The organism is Nocardia brasiliensis IFM 10847, assembly GCF_000710915.1.
Lineage (GTDB): Bacteria > Actinomycetota > Actinomycetes > Mycobacteriales > Mycobacteriaceae > Nocardia > Nocardia brasiliensis_A.
The window spans coordinates 24,652-46,183 of record NZ_BAUA01000009.1 but is presented as its reverse complement, the minus strand read 5'-3'; the positions used below and the strand labels follow the sequence as shown (position 1 = coordinate 46,183).

Below are 21,532 nucleotides of genomic sequence, written 5' to 3'. Positions count from 1 at the left end.
GCGTTGCGGTGCCAGGCAGGAGATCAAGTAATGGCTAGTACACCGGGCTGGATCCGAAAGTTTCACAAACCGCGGTCCGCGGACAACCCACCACTGGTGATCTGTCCGCACGCGGGCGGCGGCGCCTCGACGTACCGACCCTTCTCCAAGGCCCTGAGCACGAATTTCGATGTGGTGCTGCTGCAATACCCCGGCCGCCAGGATCGGGCGCAGGAACCGGTGCGCGAGACCATTCAGGAGACCGCTGCGGACGCGTTCGAGGAATTCGCGCGGTCGCCATTCAACCGGGGCGTGCCGATCACTATCTTCGGCCACAGCATGGGCACCATGGTCGCCTTCGAATTCGCCCGGCTGGCCGACGCCGCGGGCGTGCCCGTCCGGCTACTCGGCGTCTCCGGCGCCTGCGCACCGTGGCAGGTCGCCGATATGCCACCGCACCCGACCGAGGACGACGAACTGCTCGATCACGTGGGCGGCCTGCAGGGCACCGGCGCCGACCTGCTGGCGAATCGCGAGCTGATGCGTATGGCGTTGCCCGCGTTGAAGGGTGACTACCGCGCGTTCGACGCCTACTCCTGCGGCAAGGACGTCACCGTCGGCACCGGCATCCATGTGATGGGCGGCAGCGAGGACGAGTTCGTCGGTATCGGCGATCTGTTCGCCTGGCAGCAGCACACCGAGCAGAAACTGGCGGTGACGATGTTCGACGGCGGGCACTTCTATCTCAACGATCATGTCGAGGGCATCGCGGAAATTCTGTCCGCCGAGCTGGTTTCGGCGGAGGCGACCCGATGAGCGCACAGCGGATCGATGACGACCCGATCGTCGTGACGGGCTTGGCGGTAGAGGCGCCGGGCGGCATCGACACCCTGGCCGGATATTGGTCCGCGCTGGCCGAATCGCGCGACCTGATCGGTCCGTTTCCGCGTGACCGGCAGTGGCCGATCGAGCAGCTGATGGCCGCGTCCGGCACCGAGGGCTGGAGCCAGGTACGCGACGCGGGCGGATTCCTCGACGGCGCGGCCGAGTTCGACCCGATGTTCTTCGGCATCACGCCGCGTGAGGCCGTGGCGATGGATCCGCAGCAGCGGGTGGCGCTGCGGGTGGCGTGGCGAGCGCTGGAGAACGCGGGCATCAACCCGGCGAGCCTGGCCGGTGCGGAAATCGGTTGCTACATGGGCGCTTCCTACACCGAGTACGGCCCGCGCGGCGACGAGGCCAACGAGCACACCGGATATCGGGCGACCGGCGCCGCGCTGGGCGCGGTGGCCGGACGGATCTCACATGCCCTCGGATTGTCCGGTCCGTCGATGACGGTGGACACCGCGTGCGCGTCATCGCTGTCCGCGGTACACCTCGCCGCGTCGGCGATCCGCAACGGGGAATGCGACTGGGCCTTGGCCGGCGGTGTCTGCGTGCTGGGCTCGCTCGCCGGCTTCTTCGAATTCGCCAAGGCCAACGCGCTGTCCACGGACGGACAGTGCAAACCGTATTCGGCGGACGCCCTGGGCACGCTCTGGGGTGAGGGCGCGGGTGTCGTTGTGCTGGAACGTGAATCGCGTGCCAGAGAGCTCGGCCACCGGGTTTACGGGCGGATTCTGGCCACCCGGGTGAACCATAACGGCGCGGGCGCACCCATCGCGGTGCCCAGCGCGGACGCGCAGGCGCAGCTGATCGCGAAAACGGTGCGTGCCGCGGGTATCCCGGCGGAGCTGGTGGGCATGATCGAGGGGCACGGCACCGGCACGGCGGTCGGCGATCCACTCGAATTGACCGCGCTGGCAGAGGTTTACGGTGCGGCGAGTGAGGGCGACCGCCGTCCGCTGCTCGGTTCGGTCAAATCGAACCTCGGTCACGCGCAGGCCGCCGCGGGCATGCTCGGCCTGATCAAGGTGCTGCTGAGCGGTTTGCACGGACAGATCGCTCCGACCAGGCACACGGAAAACCCGACCACACAGCTGGATTGGGCGAAGTCCGGGCTGCGCCTGGCCGATCGGTTGGCGGAATGGACGCCCCACGACGGAGTGCGCTACGGCGCCGTCTCGTCATTCGGCGTCGCGGGCACGAACGCGCACGCGGTCATCGCGATGCCCGTGCTGGAGGAGGAGATCCATGTCTAGCCATCGTTTGCCGGACGGCAGCATCCCGGTGCTGCTGTCCTCGGACGCGCCCGACTCGTTGCGCCGCGAAGCCGCGGCCATCCTGTCCTACCTCGAGGCGCATCCCACGGTGGGCCCGGATCAGGTGGCCGACATGCTGTTCCGGACCCGGGTGGCGCGGCGGTATCGCGCGCTGGCCATGGTCACCGAGCGCACCGAGCTGGTCGAAGCGTTGCGCGCCGTCGCGGCGGGCGAGCCGCACGCGGCCGTCATCACGACCGGGAGTGCCGCCAAGACTCGCAAGATCGGCTACATCTTCCCTGGCCAGGGCAGCCAATACGCGGGCATGGGCCGGATGTTCTACGAGAACTCGCCCGCCTACCGCGCCGCGGTGGACGAGGCGGAAGAGGTCTTCCAGGACCTGTTCGAGCTGTCGCCGCGGTCCTACCTGCTCGCCGAATCGGAGCCGGGCCATAACCTGCTGCGTGTCGTGCAGCCCGCGCTGTTCATGCAGATGGTCGGTCTCGCCGCGATGTGGCGCGCGGCCGGTGTGGTTCCGGGGGTCACCGTCGGGCACAGTCAGGGCGAACTCGCCGCCGGTGTGGTGTCCGGCGTGATCACGCTGGCCGACGCCGTGCGGGTGGTGACGCTGCGCGGTGGTCTGGTGGACACGATCGCCAAACAGGAAGACCGCGAAGACAAGTACTCGATGGCCGTCGTCGGCGTGGATCGCGAGGAATGCGAGGCCATCCTGGCGCGGCACTCCGGCTGGGCCGAGCTGTCGGTGATCAATTCCCCGCACGTGCTCGCCATCGGCGGCGAGCGCCGTACGGTCGCACAGGTGGTCGCCGATCTGACCGCGGAAGGCAAGTTCGCCAAGGAGATTCGCGTCGGCTACCCCGCGCACACCTCCGTGGTGACCGAGTTCCGGGACAGCTTCCTGGACAACTCGCTGGCCGCCAAACTGGATCGTCCGGAGTTCACCGCGACCGAGATCGAATGCATCGGTTCCACTTTGGGCACGGCGATCACACCCGATCTGCCGGTGGGCGACTACTGGTACTGGAACCTGCGCAACCGGGTCCGGTTCGATCTGGCGATCGCGCTGGCGGCCGAACGCGGCGTCGACACCTACCTCGAAATCGCCGACCATCCGGCCCTTTTCCTCGCGGTACAGGAGAACCTGAGCGCCGTCGCGCAGCAGCGCGACTTCCAGACGATCGGCACCTCGCGCCGGACGGCCACCGATCTGCGCGAGTTCACCCGCAATCTCGGACTCGTCGCGGTGAGCGATCTCGGCTACGACTGGTCCGCGCTGCGTACGGATTCGGCAGGCGCGCCGCGGCTGCCGCTGCTCGACTTCCCGAATACGCAGATGAACCCGAAGCACCTGTGGGCGGCCTACGACCACACAGCGGTGCGGACTGCCGCACCGAACACCGGTACTGCCGCACCGAGTTCCGCCGTGGCCGGGCAGCGTACGGTCCCCGCGCAGCGCATCGTCGAGCAGTGGGTGCGCTTGCGCAGCCGGGCCCTGGTGCCGCCGCGCACCATGGCGGTGCTCGATCACGATGGTCGCAGCGCCGAGTTGGTCGCGGCGCTGCGGGACGCCGCCGCGCTGCACGGGGTGACGATCGTCGATCCCGAGGCAGCTACCCACAGTGCCGGAACGGCTTTCGATACCGCGGTCGTCGTACTGCCGGAACTCGACGACCCGACGACCGACGCCGCGGTGGCCGAACTCGCCGAATTCCTGGGCGATCGCGCGCGGTTGCCCCGGCTCGACGGGGTGCGGGACGTATGGCTGGTGACCGTCGGCGGCGAACAAGTGCTCGAGGCCGATGTCCCGAATCTGTTCCACGCGGCCGCCCATGCCGGGTTCCGGTGCCTGGCCGCCGATCACCTCGGCGTCTCCTTCCGGCACGTGGATCTCGCTGCCGGTCGGTCGCTTCCGGACACGGCCAAGGCGCTCATGGTGGCGTTGCACACCGCACGGGAGCCGGAGCTGGCACTGCGCGACGGCGGCGTCTACGCGAAACGGCTCGTCGCCGAAGATGTCTCGACCGTGTCGCCACTCGGCGCGGACGACCTGCGTGAGGTCGTGATCGTCGGCGGAACCGGCAAACTGGGGCTGGACTTCTGCGAGCGCTTCGCCCGCGACGGCGCCGGCCGGATCACCTTGCTGAGCAGGTCGGGCGGTGCCGCCACCGCACTCGCGCGGATCGAGCAGATCAGACAGCTCGGTGCCACCGAGGTGGTCGTGCGGCGCTGCGATGTCACCGACGAGGCGGCGGTGCGCGCGCTGGCCGACGAATATCGTTCGACACCAGCGGATTTGATCGTGCACGCGGCCGTCGACTACGTCGCGGCCGCCGAACTCACGCCCGCGTCGGTGCGCGAGGCGGCGGCCCCGAAGGTCGTCGCACTCGAGCACCTGGTCCAGCACTTCCCGCGCACGCCGAACGGCCGTGTCGTGCTGTGCTCGTCGCTGTCGGCCACCATCGGCGGTCGCGGCCACATGGCCTACGCCGCGGTGAACCGCATGCTCGACGCGGCAGCGGCGCGGCACCGCAGCCAGGGCATCGCGAGCACGTCGGTGCAGTGGGGTCTGTGGCGTGCGGTCGGCGCGGATCAGGCGGACGCGCTGGCGGCGATCAGCGGCACCGGCCTGCGGCCGATGGAACCCGCGAGCGCGATCGCCGCGGGCGTCACCACGCGCGCGGAGAACGTCATCATCGCGACCGCGGACTGGGACCGGCTCGCTACCTTGTTCTCCGCCTTCGGATTCGACCCGTTGTTCAGCACGCTGGATCTCGGCGACCTACCGGCGGAGCAGGGCGAAGTACCGGCCGATCCGGCCCCGGCGCCCGTGGCGCCAGAGCCCCAGCCCGTCGCCGTTCAGGTCGCCGCACCGGACACCGCCGAGCAGGTGCGGTTCGCGCTGCGCGCGGTGATGGGCATGGACACCACCGAGACCATCGACGGCTCCGTGCCACTCGTCGCCCTCGGACTGGATTCGTTGCAGGCGTTGGACTTACGCAAGCGCATCGAGGTCGAACTGCAGCGTGAGCTGCCGGTCACCGCGATACTGGGCGGCGCGTCCCTCGACGAGGTGGTGACATTGCTCGGCTGATCGCCCGGCTCGGGCAGGTAGACAACGGGCGGACTCGGCGCTGGCCGGGTCCGCCCTGATCGGGATTCACAGGCATCAACGACGATTCGTACGCAGCAAGGACGGAGAGCAGCACGGTGAATTCGAGCAGGGATACGGCGGCGGGCACGGCTTCGGCCGATACCGCGATCGTCGTCGAGGGCGTGGAGAAGTCGTTCGGCGAGGTGAAAGCGTTGCGCGGCATCAGTTTCGAGGTGCCGAAGGGCAGTGTGCTCGGCGTGCTCGGCCCGAACGGCGCGGGCAAGACCACCACGGTGTCGGTGCTCTCCACGCTCACCAAGCCGGATGCGGGGCGGGCACTCGTGGCCGGGTACGACGTCGTGCGGGACGCCGCCGCGGTCCGGGCGTCCATCATGCTCACCGGCCAATACGCGGCGTTGGACGAAATGCTGACCGGCCGGGAGAACCTGGTGCTGTTCGGCCGCCTGATGGGCTTGCGGCGCAAGGAGGCCAAGACGCGCGCCGACGAACTGCTCGGCCAATTCGAACTGGAGCAGGCCGCCGATCGCCGGGTCGGCCAGTACTCCGGCGGCATGCGCAGGCGCATCGACATCGCCTGCGGGCTGGTGCGTCCGCCCCAGGTGGTCTTCCTCGACGAGCCGACCACCGGCCTCGATCCGGTGAGCAGGCAAAGCCTCTGGGGTCTCGTGCGCGCACTGAAGCAGCAGGGTGTCACGATCCTGCTCACCACGCAGTACCTCGAAGAGGCGGATGTGCTGAGCGACAACATCATCGTGGTCGACAAGGGCACCGTGATCGCCGAGGGCACCGCCGACCAGCTCAAGGCGCGCACCGGCGCGAGCTACTGCGAGGTGGTCCCGGCCGATCCGGGTGAGCTGCCCGCCGTGGTCACCGCGCTCACCGGGCTCGGCGAGATCACCGTCGCCGAGTCCGCCGACCGGGTCTCGCTGCCCGCGCCCGACGGTGCGGCCACGCTGGGCGAGGCGTTGCGCCGGATCACCGAGGCCGATATCGAACTCATCGATATCGCGCTGCGCAGGCCCTCGCTCGACGAGGTGTTCATCGAGCTCACCAAGCCCGCCGCGGAGGCCACCGCATGACCGCCGGCACGGTCCTGCGGGTGCCGAACGGCATGCAATGGACCGCGTTGAGTGGTCGCGGTATTCGCGCCGCGGTGCGGGAGGGGGATCTGATCCTCGCGTTCGCGGCGCCGCTGACCTTCTTCGTCTGTGTCTATGTGCCACTGCGTCGTTCGATGGAGGCGACGGGCATCGACTACGCGCAGTACCTGCTGCCGTTGATCGCGGTCCAGGCCATGTTCTTCACCGCGATGTTCGCGGGTGACCGGGCGGCGCGAGAAGTGGCCGGTGGCATGGGGACTCGGCTGCGGTCCATGCCGGTGCCGCCGTGGGTGCCGCCCGCCGCCCGGATCTCGGCGAACTCGGTGCGCGCCCTCGCCGCACTGGCCGGCGCGCTGACCATCGGCTCGCTCTTCGGATTTCGCTTCCATGGGGTGGGCGCGACGGTAGCGTTCCTGGTGCTGATCCTGGCGTTCGGCGCGGCCGTGGTGGTCGCCGCCGACGCGCTCGGCACCGCGACGGCCAATCCGGAACTCGGCGCGACGGTGTTGTTCGCACCGCAACTGCTGCTGTTGATGATGTCGACGGGTTTCGTACCCGCGCAAGGTTTTCCGGGATGGATCCAGCCTTTCGTGCGCAACCAACCGGTATCGCAGGTGGCCGGCGCGTTGCGGGAATTGTCCGAAGGACGTTTCACCTCGACCAGCACGGTCGCCGCGCTCTGGGTGGCCGGACTCTTGATCGCGGCGATGATCGTGGCGGTGCGGGTGGAAGGACGGCGGCGATGAGCACCCTGGTCGATCAGAGTCTGGTGGAAACCGGCAGGCTGCTGCGCCGGTGGAGCAGACAGCAGGAGGTGGTGACCACGACGCTGGTGCTGCCGATCCTGCTGCTGCTCATGTTCGATCTGGTGCTGAGCAAGTCGCTCGACATCGGCGACGGCACCGACGCGATCTACGGCTTCGTGCCGATGATCGCCGTGTCCGGCGCGATGTACGGGGCGATGGGCACCGGTCTCTCGTTGTACGGCGAACGGGAAAGCGGTCTGCTGCGGCGCTTCTGGGTATTGCCGATCAACCGCTCCGCGGGCCTGATCGGCCGGCTGCTCGCCGAATGCCTGCGCGCAGTGGCCGCGACGGCGATCGTGCTCATCGTCGGTGTCGTCCTCGGGCTGCGTTTCGAACAGGGCCTGCTGGGCGTGCTGGGGGTGCTGATCGTGCCGGTGATCGTCATCGCGGGTTTCACGCCGATGGTGATCGTGGTGGGCGTGAGCAGCATCGGCGACAAAGTGGTGCAGATCTTCGCCGCGGTCGTGCTGCTCGCGATGTTCTTCAACTCCGGCTTCGTCCCGATCGAGAACTACCCGGGCTGGTTGCAGCCGATCGTGCGCGGCCAGCCGATGAGCTGTGCGGTCGAGGCGATGCGCGGATTCACCGTGGGCGGTCCGGTCGCGGTTCCGCTGTTGCAGACCGTCGCGTGGTCGGTCGGCCTGGTGCTGGTCTTCGGGGCACTGGCCGTCCGCGGGTACCGCAAGGCCGCGCAGAGTTGATCGGTCGCACTCGTCCGGCTGCCGCGAGTTCGGCTCGGCAGGCCGGCCGGACGAGTGCACCCGCCGGTTACAGTCGTCGACGATGAATTCCGTACCTGCCCTGCTGATCCTGGCGGTCGGCGTGTTCGCCGCGATCGTCACGGCCGGGCGCTGGCTGCTGGTGCGGGACTCGAGCATGGACCGGCTGCTCAATCGCCTGTGGAGCTGGGAGATCGGCGGCTTTCTGCTGCACGGCATCGCCAACGCGGCCGGTGCGCCGGAGCTGGGGCGGCGATTGTTCCTGGGCTGCGGCTTGATGGCGGGCGCCGCCGCATACGGGTTCGCGCGGTTGTTGTTCGACGGCCAGGCCCGGTACACGGAGCGCGACCGGCAGCGCTGGTACGACACCACGGCCGCGGTCGCGGCGGCCACCCTCGTGCTGGCCGAATCCTTCCTCGACGATCTGTTGCCCTTCCGCTGGGCCACCGCCGTGTGGGCGATGGTCTCGCTCGCCGGCGGGATCGCCGGATACATGATGCTGCACGCCTGTATCCGAGAGTTGCGCTCCGGCGGCCTGACGATCAGGGAAAAGCTGCTGTTCGGCGCGCTGCTCGTGCTTGCCGTCTATTGGACCTGCGGTTCCACCATCGGCAGTGTCCGCACGCTGTTCGGCGTACCTCCCGCCGAGCCGGGCAGGGTGTGGACGATCATCACTTTCGCCACCTTCGCCGGCGCCACCGCATTGCTCTCGGTCCGGCTGATCGATGTCCTGTCCGCCCGGCTGGGCTGGGACCGGGCGAGCAGGCATTGCCGCCGCCTCGGCCCGATGTGGCGTGACCTCACCAGTGCGGTGCCGGAAGTGGTGCTGGCCCAGGACGACTCGGCGGATCCGGATCCCGCGCACCGCCGGTACCGGATGACCGTCGAGATCTGGGACGCGCTGCTGCAACTGCGGCCGTATGTGCCGGACACCGCAGCGGTACCCGGGCCGTCCGACAACCGGGGTTACGCACTGGTGCTGGCCCGGGCCGGTCGCGCGAAGGCACGAGGCGCGCCGCCGGCCACTCGGCCCGGCGCCCTGGTACTGCCGCGTCCCGCCGACCGAACCTCGGAACTGCGGATGCTGCTCGGCCTGGCCCGGGTGTGGCCGTCGGACGCGACCTACAATCGGCGCCGATGAATTCCGCGCCGCCCGTGTTCACGACGATCATCGTCGTCCTCGTGCTGGGTGTGGTCTGCGGTCGTTGGTGCCTGGTCAACGAGACGCTCACCGATCGTCTGATCAATCGCGCGCTGACCTGGGATGTCAGCGCGGTGTCCGCGTACGCGTTCGTCGCAGGCATCGGCTATCCAGATCTGGGGCAGCGGGTGTTCATGGCCGTCGGTTTTCTGGCCCTGTCCAACACTTTCGGGTTCGTCGTGACACTCGGCGGGAGGGATCTGCGAGAAGGATGGCGGCGGCAGCGTCGATACGACACGATCGCCACCTCGGCCGGGCTCGTGGTGGTGTGCTGCGCCTCGGCCAACGAGATGGCTTGGTTCTCAGCGGTATTGCCGGCTGTGGACTGGGACGGGGTGCTGTGGATGGCGGTCGACGCGTGTCTCATCGTCATCGCGGTGTTACTCGGTCGTGCGTGCGTTCGAGATCTCCGCATCCCCGGCACGACGACCCGGGAGAAGTCGACCTACTGTGCGTTGCTCGCGGTCGCGCTCTACACCGCCATCGCCTCCGGGTACCGGTCGCTGTGCACGCTCTCCGGGGTGTCGCCGCAGCACATGAGCGCCGGGTGGGCGGTGGGTTCGTTCACCGTGCTCGCGATCTTGGCCATGCTGATCTCGATCCCGCTGGTCGACGCGGTACTTGTCCATGCGGGGCTGGATCGGGCCGGTCGATGCTGTCGGCAGTTGCGTCCGATGTGGCACGACCTCACGACCGCCGTTCCCGAGGTGGTGCTGCCACTGGCACACGCCGAGCATCCTGGCTCGAATGCGCGGCTCTATCGGATGACCGTCGAGATCCGTGATGCACTGCTGCATCTGAAGCAGTTCGTGCCAGACCCCGAGCCCGGCGAGACCCCGGACCTCGGCGCCTACGCGCGGGGTATCGCCGAGGCCACCCGCCAGAAGCTGCACGGTATGCCGCCGTCGTACCCGCGGCATGCCGTGCGTTTCCCAGCCGGTGACCGGACTACCGAACTTCGCAATCTGCTTGCGCTCTCGCGTGAATGGGCGTCCGCCCGCGTGATCCTGGCGGGCGGACGCCTCGCGTCCTAGCCGGGCCGGCTACTTCGTCGGCCATCACCTTCGAACGCCCTTGATAGTTAGATCAGCTAACTATATAGTTTGCGGAGATAATGACTTGCGAGGGGACGCCGTGCCGATGCCATCCACCGATCTCGATCTGGGCGAGGTCAACACCATCCGCCGCAGGCTGCGCTACGACCGCGACCATCCGCGCTACAAGTGGATCGTGCTGACCAACACCACACTCGGGGTGTTGCTCACCGCGATCAACTCGTCCATCGTGTTGATCTCGCTGCCCGCGATCTTTCGCGGCGTCGGCCTGAACCCGCTGGAAGCCGGCAATGTCGGCTACCTGCTGTGGATGCTGATGGGCTATCTGCTCGCGACGGCCGTGCTGGTGGTGATGTTCGGCAGGCTCGGCGACATCTTCGGCCGAGTTCGCGTGTACAACCTGGGTTTCGCGGTGTTCGCGATCTGCGCGCTGGCCCTGTCCTTCGATCCGTTCCACGGCGGCGCGGGCGCGATGTGGATCATCATCTGGCGCGTGGTGCAGGGCGTCGGCGGTGCCATGTTGACCGCCAATTCCGCGGCCATCCTCACCGACGCCTTCCCGGCAAAACAGCGCGGTACCGCGCTGGGCATCAACATGGTCGCCGCGGTGGCGGGCTCGTTCCTCGGGCTGCTCATCGGTGGCGTGCTGTCGGAATGGGATTGGCGCGCGGTGTTCTGGGTCAGCGTGCCGATTGCCGTGCTCGGCGCGTTCTGGTCCTACCGCTCGCTGCACGAGGTCGGCATCCGTTCGGCGGGCAAGGTCGACTGGGCGGGCACGATCACCTTCGGGCTCGGTCTCACCGCGCTGCTCACCGGCATCACGTACGGCATCCAGCCCTACGGCGGACACGCGACCGGGTGGTCCAGCCCGTGGGTGCTGGGTTCGGTGTTCGGCGGTATCGCACTGCTCGGCGTGTTCTGCGTGGTGGAGAGCAAGGTCGCCGATCCGATGTTCCACCTCGGCTTGTTCCGCAACCGGGCCTTCGGACTGGGCAATTTCAGCAACCTGATGGTGTCCATCGGCCGCGGCGGCATGCAGTTCATGCTGATCATCTGGTTGCAGGGCATCTGGTTGCCGCTGCACGGCTACAGCTTCGAGTCGACACCGCTGTGGGCGGGCATCTATCTGTTGCCGCTGACCGTGGGATTCCTTGCGGCCGGGCCCATTTCGGGATGGCTGTCGGACCGCTACGGTTCCCGCCTGTTCACCACCGGCGGCGCGCTGATCTCGGCTGCGACGTTCCTGTTGCTGCTGATCATTCCCGTCGACTTCGACTACTGGCTCTTCGCGTTGATCGTGCTGCTGAACGGCATCGGCAGCGGGCTGTTCTTCTCACCGAACACCGCCGCCATCATGTCCAGCGTGCCCGCCGCGCAACGCGGCGCCGCCTCCGGTATGCGCGGCACCCTGTTCAACGGCGGCAACGCGCTGTCGATGGGAATCTTCTTCTCGCTCATGGTCGTCGGTCTCGCGGCCAGCCTGCCCTCGGCGCTGGACACGGGCCTGCGCGCGCAGGGTGTGTCCGCGAGCGCCGCCGCCGAGGTCGCCGGGATGCCGCCGGTCGCCAGCATGTTCGCCGCGTTCCTCGGCTTCAACCCGATCCAGGAATTGCTCGGCCCTACCGGCGAGTTGGCCAAGCCCGGCGTCAACGCCGACACCCTGACCGGTCAGGAGTTCTTCCCGAACCTGCTGACCGGCCCGTTCCACACCGGCCTCGTCGTCGTGTTCGTGGCCGCCGCGGTCATGATGCTCCTGGCTGCCGTGGCCTCGTACTTCGCGGGTAACAAGTACGTGCACGACGAGCAGGCCGAGCTCGCCGAAGCCGACGAACTGACCGAACAGGTTCCGGTCGCCGCACGGTGAGAACGGTCGACGCCGGGACGTCGACGGGTGTGTGCCACAGCGGATTCCGGTGGTCCGTGCGGCCGGGGGAATCTAGGCTGGACTCCGATGGACTCCGCACCACCCGCATGCATCGCGATCGTCGTCGTGCTGGGTGCGCTGGTGGTCGGGGGCCGATGGTCGCTCGTGCGTGACACGATCGCGGATCGGTTGATAAACCACGCGCTGAGTTGGGATCTCGGTTCGCTGCTCGGGTACGTGTCGGTCGCCGGGCTCGGCTACCCGGAGTTCGGCCAGCGGGTGTTCTTCGCCGTGGGCATGCTGGGCCTGTCCTATTGCTTCGGGTTCACGATGCTGCTCAACGGTGCCGAGCCGCGCACGGTGCGCAGCCGCCAGCGTAGATACAACGCCTGCGCGGCGATCGCCGGAATCGTCTGGCTGGCCTGCGCGGCGGTCGAGGCGGCGGGGGTGCCGCTGCATCGGGCGCTCGACTGGGAGGGCGCGCTGTGGGCCGTGGTCGGCGTGGCCGTGGCGGGGATCGGCCTGCTGCTCGTGCGCGCCTGCCTGCGGGAACTCCGCAGCGGTGGTCCGGCCCGGCACGAGAAGCTGACCTACCTGGGGCTGCTGACCTTCGGCGCGTACTGCGTCGGCACCTCACTCGATTCGGCGCTGCGAGCCGCGGCGGGCGCGTCGCTGGGTGCGCCGCGACCAATGCTGGTGATCGGCACTTTTCTCGCGGCACTCTCGCTGATCTCGCTGGTCGCGATCCCCTTGATCCACGCACTGGTGCGCCGGGCCGAGTGGGACCGGACCAGCCGCCACTGCCGTCGACTACGGCCCCTATGGCAGGACCTCACCACGGCGGTGCCCGAGGTGGTGCTGCATGCGGCGGATTTCGACCAGCAGGACTCCGCGTCCCGGCTGTACCGGATGACCGTCGAGATCGGCGATGCCCTCATGCAATTGAAATACTTTGCCCCCGTAGCCGATTCGGACCATTCAGACCCTATGCGCGGCTATGTGATGCGAATCGCCGCGGCTGTCGACCGGAAACGCCGGGGCGCGCCGGGCACGAATCACGTTCCCGGCCCGCCCATTCTGCCGCCTGCCGATGATCGCGCCACCAATCTCGCGAACCTGCTCGCGCTGTCGCGCGCATGGTCGCGGGCGCGCGACACAAACGCACCCGAACGGCGGGCGTCGCGCAAATCCGGGAAATGGCTGCCGTATGTCGAGCCGGCCCGGCTCAGAAGGTGACGCGCTGGTCCGGGGGCAGGAACAGCTTGTCCGTCTCTTTCACGTCGAAGGCGGTGTAGAACTCCGCCAGGTTGCGCACCACCTGATTGCAGCGGAACTCGGCGGGGGAGTGGGTATCGGTGGCCAGGTACCGGACCGTCAGCTCCTTGGTCTGCTTTTCCCGCCAACTGCGCGCCCAGGACAGGAACATGGACCGGTAGTCGGGATTCTCGACCCCACGGCGCTTCTCCGAAATGCGGAAGGCGGCCAACGTGATCTGCAGTCCGCGCAGGTCGGCGAGGTTCTCACCGACCGTGAGCTCCCCGTTGATGTGCTGGCTCGGGTCCAGGCCCTCCGGCACCAGGGCGTTGTACTGATCGATGAGCTGCTTGCTCTTCGCGTCGAACTTCGCCCGGTCCTCCGGCGTCCACCAGTCGCGCCGGTTGCCGTCGCCGTCGTATTTCGAGCCCTGATCGTCGAATCCGTGACCGATCTCGTGACCGATCGTCGCACCCACCGCACCGAAATTGACCGCCGACTGCGCGTCCTTGTCGAAGAACGGCGGCTGCAGATAAGCGGCGGGGAACACGATCTGGTTCGAGGTCGCCTGGTAGTAGGCGTTCACCGTCTGCGGCGACATGCCCCACTCGGTCTTGTCGACCGGCCCGCCGAGCCGGGCGAACGCGCGCTTGCTCTCGAAAGTGTTGATAGCGAGCAGTGATTCGATCAACTTGCCCTTGGTGATCTTCAGCTGCGAGTAGTCGACCCATTTGTCCGGATAGCCGATCTTGGGATCGATCTTGTCCAGTTTCGCCAGCGACGCCTTCCTGGTCTCCGGCGACATCCACGAGGAGTTGGTGAAATTATCCCGGTACGCGGCGATCACGTCATCGAGCATTTCCTTCGCGCGCTGCTTCGCCTCGGGCGGAAAGTGCTTTTCCACATACACTTTGCCGAGCTGCTCGCCGAGATGTTCGTTGACGATCCCGACGCCGTACTTCCAGCGCTCCGGCCGCTCGTCCTGACCGTTGAGCACCTTGCCTTTGAACTCGAAGTTCGCGTCGTTCACGGCCTTCGGCAGATAGGGCGCGTAGTTGCGGAGCACGCTCAGCTTCAAGAAGTCACGCCAGGTGGGGATGTCGACCTCGGTCCACAGCTGCCCCGCGGCCGTGATGAACGACGGCTGGGCGACGATCATCGTCGCGAACAGCTCGCGTGGGCGGTCGGTGTTCCCGGCCATCCACGGATCCCAGTCGAAACCCGGTGCGAGAGCGGTCATCTCGGCCCAGCTGAACACATTGTAGGTGGCGTCGGCATCGCGGTTGCGCACGTTGTCCCAGTGCGCGGGCGCGATGCGCTTCTCCAGATCGAACACCCGCTGCGCCATACCCGCCGGATCGGGGAAACCCGCTCCCGCGCAGATACGTTCGAGAAACACCCGGTACTGCGCGAGCACCTCGGCGTGCTCGGGCTTGCGGAAATACTGCTCACCGAGGCCGAGACCGGACTGCCCTACCGAGGGCACGTAGGCGTTCGAGTTCTTCCGGTCGATGCTGATCCCGATGCCGATCAACCCGCTGATCGGCAGCTCCGCCATCACCTTGGCCAGGTCGGCCTTCGTCGCCGCCTTGTCGACCTTGTCGAACAGCTCGGCCAGCGGGCTCATGCCGAGCCGTTCGATCTCGTCCCAGTCCACCCGCGCGTCGTACAGATCGCGGATCTGCTGCTCCTCCGAACCCGGCTTCGGATCCTTGATGCCGTCGATGATCTCGCGCAACTGCTGTTCGGTGCGCTCGGCGGCCTCGCTCGTCGAACCGAAGGCGGGCTTGTCCGGCGGCAGCTGGTACTCGCGCAGCCACTTCCCGTTGACGTGCCGGTACAGGTCGTCCTGCGGCCGGATCGCCTCGTCCGCGCCGCCCAGGTCGACACCGGTGAGCGTCTTGCTCGTCTGTGTGGAGTCGCTCGAGCAGGAAGCCAACGCGGCCGCGGCCGGCACCAGGCCGAGCGCGATCAGGAACGCACGGCGATCCAGCTGTCCGAGACGTGTCACGAGGATTCCTCTCCCGATGCGGCCCGCCGCATCCTCGTCAGGCCCAACTTGTTCGCCCGAGGCTACCTGCCATGGGCGCTACCCGGCTTTCCATCTCAGAGGCTGACGCGTTGGTCCGGCGCCAGGAACAGTTTGTCGCTCTCGGTGACGCCGAAGGCGGTGTAGAACTCCGCGAGATTGCGGACCACCTGATTGGCGCGGAACTCGTTGGGCGCGTGCACGTCTTTGACGAGCAGTATCTCCTGGTACTGCTTGGTGGCGCGCTGCCGCCAGATCCGGGCCCAGGACAGGAACACCGTCTTCACGTCGGGCTCCTTGCCGTCGCGCCGGGCCGCGGCGCGATACGCGGCCAGTGCGATCTGCAATCCGCGCAGGTCCGCCAGGTTCTCGCCGACCGTCAGCGCGCCGTTGACGTGCTTGCCCGGGTCGAGGCCCTGCGGCACCAGCGCGTCGTACTGACCGATCAGCTGTTGGGTCTTGGCTTCGAACTTCGCGGTGTCCTCGGTGGTCCACCAGTCGCGCCGATTGCCGTCGCCGTCGTACTTGGCGCCCTGATCGTCGAAGCCGTGCCCGATCTCGTGGCCGATCACCGCGCCGATGCCGCCGAAGTTGACCGCGGCCACCGCGTCGGCGTCGAAGAACGGCGATTGCAGGATCGCGGCGGGGAAGGTGATCTGGTTGGCGTTCGGGTCGTACATGGCATTCACGGTCTGCGGCGGGAAGCCCCATTCCGTCTTGTCCACCGGGGTGCCGAGTTTGGCGAACGCGCGCTTGACCTCGAAAGTATGTGCTGCCCTGATGGATTCGATCAACTTGCCCTTGGTGATGCGCAATTCGGCGTAGTCGATCCAGCGATCCGGGTAGCCGATCTTGGCGACTATCTTGTCCAGCTTGGCGATCGCGGCCTGCTTCGTCTGCTGCGACATCCACGAGGAGTCGGTGAAGTTCTGCCGATACGCGTCCATCAGATCGGCGACCAACGCCTTGGCGCGGTCTTTCGCCGCCGCCGGAAAATGCTCGGCCACATACAGTTTGCCGAACGGTTCGCCGAGATACCGGTTGACCGTGGCGAGTCCCTCGCGCCACGGCTCCGGGCGTTGGTCCAGGCCCTGCAATGCCTTGCCGGTGAATTCGAATGCCGGGTCCGCGACCGCCTTGGGCAGATACTGCGCGAAGTCCTTGACCACACTCACGCGCAGGTACTCCCGCCACTGCGCGATATCGACCTCGGCCCACAACTGGCCCGCCGCGGTGAGGAACGACGGCTGCCGGACCACCACCTTGTCGAAGAGCTGCTTCGGCCGGTCGGTGTTGCCCGCCAGCCACGGCTCCCAATCGAATTGCGGTGCAAGACCGGTCATTTCGGTCCAGCTGAGCAGGTTGTAGGTGGTATCGGGATCGCGGTCGCGCACGCTGTCCCAATAGCCCGCGGCGATTTTGGTCTCCAGGTCGAACACCCGCTGCGCGGTACCCGCGGGGTCGGCCAGGCCCGCGCCCGCCGCGATGCGCTCCAGATATGTCCGGTACGCCGCCATCTGCTCGGCGTACTCGGGCTTGCGGTAGTACTGCTCGTCCAGATTGCCGTCGATGCCGGACTGGCTCAGTTGCGCGATATAGGCGCCCGAGTCTTTCTGATCCACCACGACCTGCAGGCCGATCAGTCCGTCGATCGGCAGCGCGCCCATCACCCGGGCCAGGTCCGGCTTGGTCGCCGCCCCGTCGATCGAGGCGAGCAGGTCCGTGATCGGCGCCGTGCCGAGCCGCTCGATCTCGGCGCGATCGAGCCTGGCGTCGTAGAGATCGCGGACCTGCTGTTCGGTGGAGCCGGCGCGCGGCTCGGAGATGCCTTCGACGATGCCGCGCAACTGCTGCTCGGTGCGATCGTTCGCCTCGTCGAACGCACCGAACGACGACTTGTCCGGCGGCAATTGATACTGCTGCAACCAGAGGCCGTTCACATTGCGGTAGAGATCGTCCTGCGCGCGGATCGCCGGATCCGCGCCGGCCAGGTCCACGCCGGTGAGCTCGACGTGCGATCCCTCCGATCGCTGGGTGCACGCGGTCAGCGCCGCGACGGCGGGTATCGCACCCAGCGCGGCGAGGAAAACGCGGCGATCTATGCGGCGCGGGCGAGCAGGCGAGTTCAAGGGCATCCTCTTTCGGTACGGTCGAGCCGAATGGTGCGTCTCCTTATTGATCTTGCTCGGTTCGAGGGTAGCCGCGGATCGTGACTCACCCGGCTGGCCGGACGGGCCGCGCGGCGCGATCCACGACCCCGATTTGGGCCGGACCTGCGCGGCCGCCTACACTAGACCGGTTGCCTGCGGGAGCTATGCCCGCAATCCGGCAGTGAACCCCCAGTGGTCGGGTCGCAAGATCCATCGAAACCGCTGGCAGGCGCGCGTCCGGAGGGCAACGGACCATGCCCGTCGGGTCGGCAATCCGGCGTGCGTATACATCCAGGTCAAGGAGGCTGAAGTGATTCAGCAGGAGTCGCGACTGCGCGTCGCCGACAACACGGGCGCGAAGGAAATCCTTTGCATCCGCGTTCTCGGTGGTTCGTCGCGTCGCTATGCCGGTATCGGCGACATCATCGTCGCCACCGTGAAGGACGCCATCCCCGGCGGCAACGTCAAGCGGGGTGACGTGGTCAAGGCAGTCGTCGTGCGCACCGTCAAGGAGCGTCGTCGTCCGGACGGCTCGTACATCAAGTTCGACGAGAACGCGGCCGTGCTGATCAAGGCGGACAACGACCCGCGTGGTACCCGCATCTTCGGCCCGGTCGGCCGCGAGCTGCGCGACAAGAAGTTCATGAAGATCGTCTCGCTGGCGCCGGAGGTGCTCTGACCATGAAGGTGCACAAGGGCGACACCGTGCTCGTCATCTCGGGTAAGGACAAGGGCGCGAAGGGCAAGGTCATTCAGGCCTACCCGACGCAGAACCGGGTCCTCGTCGAGGGCGTGAACCGGATCAAGAAGCACGTCGCGAACTCCGCCAACCAGCGCGGCGCCTCCTCGGGCGGCATCGTGACCCAGGAAGCCCCGATCCACGTTTCCAACGTGATGGTCGTCGATTCCGATGGCAAGCCGACCCGCGTCGGCTACCGGACCGACGAAGAGAGCGGCAAGCGGGTCCGGATCTCCCGTAACAACGGGAAGGACATCTGACATGACGACAACTGAGAACAAGGTTCAGCCCCGGCTGAAGCAGCGCTACCGCGCGGAGATCAAGGACGCGCTGAACAGCGAGTTCGACTACGCCAACGTGATGCAGATCCCGGGCGTCGTCAAGGTCGTCGTGAACATGGGTGTCGGCGACGCCGCCCGCGACGCGAAGCTGATCAACGGCGCGGTCAAGGACCTCGAGCTGATCACCGGCCAGAAGCCCGAGATCCGCAAGGCCACCAAGTCGATCGCGCAGTTCAAGCTGCGTGAAGGCATGCCGATCGGCGCGAAGGTCACCCTGCGCGGCGACCGCATGTGGGAGTTCCTGGACCGTCTGGTCTCCATCGCGCTGCCGCGTATCCGCGACTTCCGCGGCCTGTCGCCGAAGCAGTTCGACGGCAACGGCAACTACACGTTCGGCCTGAGCGAGCAGTCGATGTTCCACGAGATCGACGTGGACTCCATCGACCGCCCGCGCGGCATGGACATCACCGTGGTGACCACCGCGACCAACAACGAAGAAGGCCGCGCGCTGCTCAAGCACCTCGGCTTCCCGTTCAAGGAGAACTGAGCCCATGGCTAAGAAAGCACTGGTCAACAAGGCCAACGCCAAGCCGAAGTTCGCGGTCCGCGCGTACACCCGCTGCCAGCGGTGCGGCCGCCCGCACGCGGTCTACCGCAAGTTCGGCCTCTGCCGCGTGTGCCTGCGCGAAATGGCGCACCGCGGTGAGCTCCCGGGCGTGCACAAGAGCTCCTGGTGAGCCCGCGCTCCACGTGAGCGCACCCAACTGAACACCCGCAAAGGCACGGTCTCCTCGGAGACCGTGCCTTTCGGCGTCTCCAGAATTCTTGCGAGAGTTCAGAACTCGAAGGTCAAGGATCTGTGGGATCGTCTGGGAAAGACGGTCGGTTCCTGGAACCCATTCAAACCAAGGAAACTCGAGGATCTATTCAAGGAGAGAACTCCCAAGGCAAGCGAGCTCGAAGAGTTTGCGAAGAGGCAGGGCTGGACGAAATCTCAGACCGAGAACGGACCGATGAAATATACCGACGAGAATGGAATCGTGCGGATGACAATCAAGAAGGGGAGCGACCGGGCGCCCGGAAGCGGAGATCCGCATGTCGAGATCAGAGACGCGACTGGTCAGCGAACGGATCCATATGGAAACCCTGTTACGCGTAAGAGTCCGGATAACCACACGTCGATCGATTGGGACCTGCCTTGACGCGAGACTATACCGACTATCCGAGCCTTGCTGGCCTCTATCTGGAGGACAGTTATGTCATGGACATCGTCCAGAGTGATTCCGAGATCACCTTTGTGCTGGAAGCTGTGCTGACGCCGGAACATCCTGAATATCATCGGCCGATCGCCGGCGAGCAGTATTGCTACACGGATGGGGATCTAGTTTTTGGTGAAGTGCTCGGTGTCGAATGGGTTGATCGGTCGTTTCGGAAGTATAAGGACGCCACTGGTACCGAAGATCTGGGCAATATCGACTCTTTGACAAATTCGGAAGGCATCTACTCGGTGGTTGGGGACTGGGGGAACGTTCGAATTCGTACCGATTCTGACCCGTACTTTCGAACTCGTGCAGATACGTGAGTATAGGACTGGAGCCGGAGTCGTGAGCGGAGACTCGGTTGCGAGGTTTTGGTGACTTGGGTGGCGACAGATTATCGATGAGCTGCGTTTTCGAGATTAGTGATGAGACGGTCTGGAGCCCGTCGTTGCGGGTTGGGGACCTGTACGTACGGATGCTCCAGGAGGTTGCATCAGTTCTGGGGGTGCCCGCTGGGCTCAGGGCGTTGGCGTCCGATATGTGGAGCATCGATATCGAGGTTTTCGGCGAACTCGTGAACTTGATGCACGAAACGTATTTCACGAGTAGTAATCCGGTACTGAAGGCGCTGGTCGGGGGTGTCTTGGCGCCATCTCTTGTGATCCTGGAGCGAGGTGGGCGGGATATTTGCCCGAGCATCGAAGAGGAACGGGAATTTCACGACTGGGCGCGCGGGCTACCAATGGCTCGTTGACCTGTTGCGGCATCGGCCGAGAGGTGGCCATCACCATTACCTGGTGATCGCTTGTCCAGTGCGCGACATGGGTGATGCGCTGGAGCCACGGAGGCGCGGGGGTGCTTGCGGCCGATGCGGCGGCTACTCGTGCGCGCGACGGTGGAGGCGAGGCGGTGTCCAGGATGCGTCGGATCCGTGGTCCGGCGGCGCGAAGGCGAGACGCGGCAAGGGCTCGCGAAGGGTGCGGCGCAGGTAGAACTCGCGAAGGCTGGACGCGCCACGGGGCTAGAGGCGGCAAGGGTTCGCGAAGGGGCGGGTGCGCCAGGGCTTGCGAAGGGCCGGGCGTGGCAAGGGGTCGGGAAAGCCGGGCGTGGTAATTGTGCTCGCGAAGGGCTAAGCGTGGCCAGGGCTCGCGAAAGGCTGGGCGCGGCAACGGCTCGCGAAGGGTGGGACGCGCGAGGGCTCGTTAAGGCGAGACGCAGTAAGAACTTCGGTTACTTCTCTGCCAGGTTCGGTATTTCGGGAAGACCGGGCGCCAGAGAATTGGCACATGCTGCCGTGCCCTATGGCGGTGCACGGCAGCTGAGTGCCGGGGTTCAGTTCTGCTGACCCAGAAGTTCCAGCGACCTCTGGTGGGCGCGGGCGGCGAGGGCGGTCTCGCGCGCGGCGTCGGCACCACCTTGGCCGGCGAGGTAGGTGTGCAGGTTGGCTTTGGCCTCGTACCAGGCGGCCCGTTCGGTGGCGCCGGCTTCGGCGGTGGGGCGGCTCAGGGTCAGTGCGGTCATTTCGACCAGGACGTTCACCCGCGGTCCTCCTCGACGATGTAGCGGATGGTTCGGTAGGTACACCGTGACCTGTGTTCGAATCGTTACGCCGGTCACTCGATGTCCCACGTAGTATGTCCCGTTTTGTGACCTGGACAACAGAGGTCACGTGATATTCGCTGAGGTGTCCTCTGGAGGTTGCTGCGGCCCGGCATCGCGGACCTGGCGGTTTGCGATCATCCCGCTTGCCGCGCCTTTGTTATCTGGCCGTGTCCGAGAAGCTGTGGGATTGCCGGGCGAGGTGATGATCGGCAACCACGGT

20 protein-coding genes are annotated in these 21,532 nt (G+C 66.7%); 17 read left to right on the top strand and 3 right to left on the bottom strand.

All coding sequences use genetic code 11. The annotated features are described in order from the left end of the window. Nucleotides 1-30: 30 nt before the first annotated feature. The 10 genes from NBRGI_RS02175 (at nt 31) to NBRGI_RS02130 (ending at nt 13,234) form a co-directional block, all read left to right on the top strand. Entirely contained in the window at nt 31-795 is a 765-nt protein-coding gene (locus tag NBRGI_RS02175; protein WP_029892557.1) for a thioesterase II family protein, read from the top strand. Continuing rightward, nucleotides 792-2,120, top strand: a complete 1,329-nt coding sequence (locus NBRGI_RS02170; protein ID WP_029892556.1) for a polyketide synthase — start codon at nt 792-794, stop codon at nt 2,118-2,120. Before NBRGI_RS02175 ends, NBRGI_RS02170 begins: the two co-directional genes overlap by 4 nt. Then, the gene (nbtC, locus tag NBRGI_RS02165) at nt 2,113-5,232 is read left to right on the top strand and encodes a nocobactin polyketide synthase NbtC (protein WP_036557086.1); all 3,120 of its coding nucleotides are present in this window, start codon (nt 2,113-2,115) and stop codon (nt 5,230-5,232) included. Before NBRGI_RS02170 ends, nbtC begins: the two co-directional genes overlap by 8 nt. A gap of 116 nt (nt 5,233-5,348) precedes the next feature. Next, complete coding sequence (locus NBRGI_RS02160; RefSeq protein ID WP_051727433.1) at nt 5,349-6,332, top strand: daunorubicin/doxorubicin resistance ABC transporter ATP-binding protein DrrA; 984 nt, start codon at nt 5,349-5,351, stop codon at nt 6,330-6,332. Beyond that, a complete protein-coding gene (locus tag NBRGI_RS02155) occupies nt 6,329-7,099 on the top strand; it encodes an ABC transporter permease (protein WP_029892553.1) in 771 nt (256 codons plus the stop codon). Before NBRGI_RS02160 ends, NBRGI_RS02155 begins: the two co-directional genes overlap by 4 nt. Continuing rightward, nucleotides 7,096-7,860 (top strand): ABC transporter permease, encoded by a 765-nt coding sequence (locus tag NBRGI_RS02150; protein ID WP_029892552.1) that lies wholly within the window; start codon nt 7,096-7,098, stop codon nt 7,858-7,860. The genes NBRGI_RS02155 and NBRGI_RS02150 overlap by 4 nt, the downstream gene beginning before the upstream one ends. A gap of 82 nt (nt 7,861-7,942) precedes the next feature. Then, a complete protein-coding gene (locus tag NBRGI_RS02145) occupies nt 7,943-9,019 on the top strand; it encodes an MAB_1171c family putative transporter (RefSeq protein ID WP_029892551.1) in 1,077 nt (358 codons plus the stop codon). Then, on the top strand, nt 9,016-10,113 hold the full coding sequence (locus NBRGI_RS02140; RefSeq protein ID WP_148310648.1) for an MAB_1171c family putative transporter: 1,098 nt from the start codon (nt 9,016-9,018) through the stop codon (nt 10,111-10,113). The genes NBRGI_RS02145 and NBRGI_RS02140 overlap by 4 nt, the downstream gene beginning before the upstream one ends. 106 nt (nt 10,114-10,219) lie before the next feature. Continuing rightward, on the top strand, nt 10,220-11,998 hold the full coding sequence (locus NBRGI_RS02135) for an MFS transporter (RefSeq protein ID WP_029892549.1): 1,779 nt from the start codon (nt 10,220-10,222) through the stop codon (nt 11,996-11,998). A gap of 87 nt (nt 11,999-12,085) precedes the next feature. Then, nucleotides 12,086-13,234: an MAB_1171c family putative transporter gene (locus tag NBRGI_RS02130; RefSeq protein ID WP_029892548.1), complete on the top strand. Its 1,149-nt coding sequence runs from the start codon at nt 12,086-12,088 to the stop codon at nt 13,232-13,234. Here NBRGI_RS02130 and NBRGI_RS02125 read toward each other — a convergent pair. Together NBRGI_RS02125 and NBRGI_RS02120 are read right to left on the bottom strand one after the other, a co-directional pair. Beyond that, a complete protein-coding gene (locus NBRGI_RS02125; protein WP_029892547.1) occupies nt 13,224-15,263 on the bottom strand; it encodes a M13 family metallopeptidase in 2,040 nt (679 codons plus the stop codon). The genes NBRGI_RS02130 and NBRGI_RS02125 overlap by 11 nt on opposite strands. A 95-nt stretch (nt 15,264-15,358) precedes the next feature. Further along, a complete protein-coding gene (locus NBRGI_RS02120; RefSeq protein WP_029892546.1) occupies nt 15,359-17,416 on the bottom strand; it encodes a M13 family metallopeptidase in 2,058 nt (685 codons plus the stop codon). A 325-nt stretch (nt 17,417-17,741) separates the two neighbouring features. Between NBRGI_RS02120 and rplN the strand changes: the two genes are divergently transcribed. From rplN to NBRGI_RS48900, 7 genes are all read left to right on the top strand, one after another. Then, nucleotides 17,742-18,110: a 50S ribosomal protein L14 gene (rplN, locus tag NBRGI_RS02115; protein WP_014981702.1), complete on the top strand. Its 369-nt coding sequence runs from the start codon at nt 17,742-17,744 to the stop codon at nt 18,108-18,110. A gap of 2 nt (nt 18,111-18,112) precedes the next feature. Beyond that, nucleotides 18,113-18,430, top strand: coding sequence for a 50S ribosomal protein L24 (rplX, locus tag NBRGI_RS02110; protein ID WP_014981703.1), 318 nt, complete (start codon nt 18,113-18,115; stop codon nt 18,428-18,430). 1 nt (nt 18,431) lies between these two features. After that, nucleotides 18,432-18,998: a 50S ribosomal protein L5 gene (gene rplE, locus NBRGI_RS02105; RefSeq protein ID WP_014981704.1), complete on the top strand. Its 567-nt coding sequence runs from the start codon at nt 18,432-18,434 to the stop codon at nt 18,996-18,998. 4 nt (nt 18,999-19,002) lie between these two features. After that, nucleotides 19,003-19,188, top strand: coding sequence for a type Z 30S ribosomal protein S14 (locus NBRGI_RS02100; protein ID WP_014981705.1), 186 nt, complete (start codon nt 19,003-19,005; stop codon nt 19,186-19,188). A gap of 63 nt (nt 19,189-19,251) precedes the next feature. Further along, the gene (locus NBRGI_RS46025; RefSeq protein WP_235210822.1) at nt 19,252-19,653 is read left to right on the top strand and encodes a hypothetical protein; all 402 of its coding nucleotides are present in this window, start codon (nt 19,252-19,254) and stop codon (nt 19,651-19,653) included. 59 nt (nt 19,654-19,712) lie between these two features. After that, entirely contained in the window at nt 19,713-20,033 is a 321-nt protein-coding gene (locus tag NBRGI_RS02095; protein WP_063726216.1) for a hypothetical protein, read from the top strand. 77 nt (nt 20,034-20,110) lie between these two features. Then, complete coding sequence (locus NBRGI_RS48900; protein ID WP_029892544.1) at nt 20,111-20,464, top strand: DUF6086 family protein; 354 nt, start codon at nt 20,111-20,113, stop codon at nt 20,462-20,464. Nucleotides 20,465-21,042: 578 nt separating this feature from the next. Here NBRGI_RS48900 and NBRGI_RS02085 read toward each other — a convergent pair. Next, nucleotides 21,043-21,249 (bottom strand): hypothetical protein, encoded by a 207-nt coding sequence (locus NBRGI_RS02085; RefSeq protein ID WP_014981716.1) that lies wholly within the window; start codon nt 21,247-21,249, stop codon nt 21,043-21,045. Nucleotides 21,250-21,532: the final 283 nt, after the last annotated feature.

Coding starts and splice junctions, on each gene's coding strand:
- NBRGI_RS02175 (WP_029892557.1), top strand. CDS start 31: ATGGCTAGTACACCGGGCTGGATCCGAAAGTTTCACAAACCGCGGTCC.
- NBRGI_RS02170 (WP_029892556.1), top strand. CDS start 792: ATGAGCGCACAGCGGATCGATGACGACCCGATCGTCGTGACGGGCTTG.
- nbtC (WP_036557086.1), top strand. CDS start 2,113: ATGTCTAGCCATCGTTTGCCGGACGGCAGCATCCCGGTGCTGCTGTCC.
- NBRGI_RS02155 (WP_029892553.1), top strand. CDS start 6,329: ATGACCGCCGGCACGGTCCTGCGGGTGCCGAACGGCATGCAATGGACC.
- NBRGI_RS02150 (WP_029892552.1), top strand. CDS start 7,096: ATGAGCACCCTGGTCGATCAGAGTCTGGTGGAAACCGGCAGGCTGCTG.
- NBRGI_RS02145 (WP_029892551.1), top strand. CDS start 7,943: ATGAATTCCGTACCTGCCCTGCTGATCCTGGCGGTCGGCGTGTTCGCC.
- NBRGI_RS02140 (WP_148310648.1), top strand. CDS start 9,016: ATGAATTCCGCGCCGCCCGTGTTCACGACGATCATCGTCGTCCTCGTG.
- NBRGI_RS02135 (WP_029892549.1), top strand. CDS start 10,220: ATGCCATCCACCGATCTCGATCTGGGCGAGGTCAACACCATCCGCCGC.
- NBRGI_RS02130 (WP_029892548.1), top strand. CDS start 12,086: ATGGACTCCGCACCACCCGCATGCATCGCGATCGTCGTCGTGCTGGGT.
- NBRGI_RS02120 (WP_029892546.1), bottom strand. CDS start 17,416: ATGCCCTTGAACTCGCCTGCTCGCCCGCGCCGCATAGATCGCCGCGTT.
- rplX (WP_014981703.1), top strand. CDS start 18,113: ATGAAGGTGCACAAGGGCGACACCGTGCTCGTCATCTCGGGTAAGGAC.
- rplE (WP_014981704.1), top strand. CDS start 18,432: ATGACGACAACTGAGAACAAGGTTCAGCCCCGGCTGAAGCAGCGCTAC.
- NBRGI_RS02100 (WP_014981705.1), top strand. CDS start 19,003: ATGGCTAAGAAAGCACTGGTCAACAAGGCCAACGCCAAGCCGAAGTTC.
- NBRGI_RS02095 (WP_063726216.1), top strand. CDS start 19,713: ATGGACATCGTCCAGAGTGATTCCGAGATCACCTTTGTGCTGGAAGCT.
- NBRGI_RS48900 (WP_029892544.1), top strand. CDS start 20,111: ATGAGCTGCGTTTTCGAGATTAGTGATGAGACGGTCTGGAGCCCGTCG.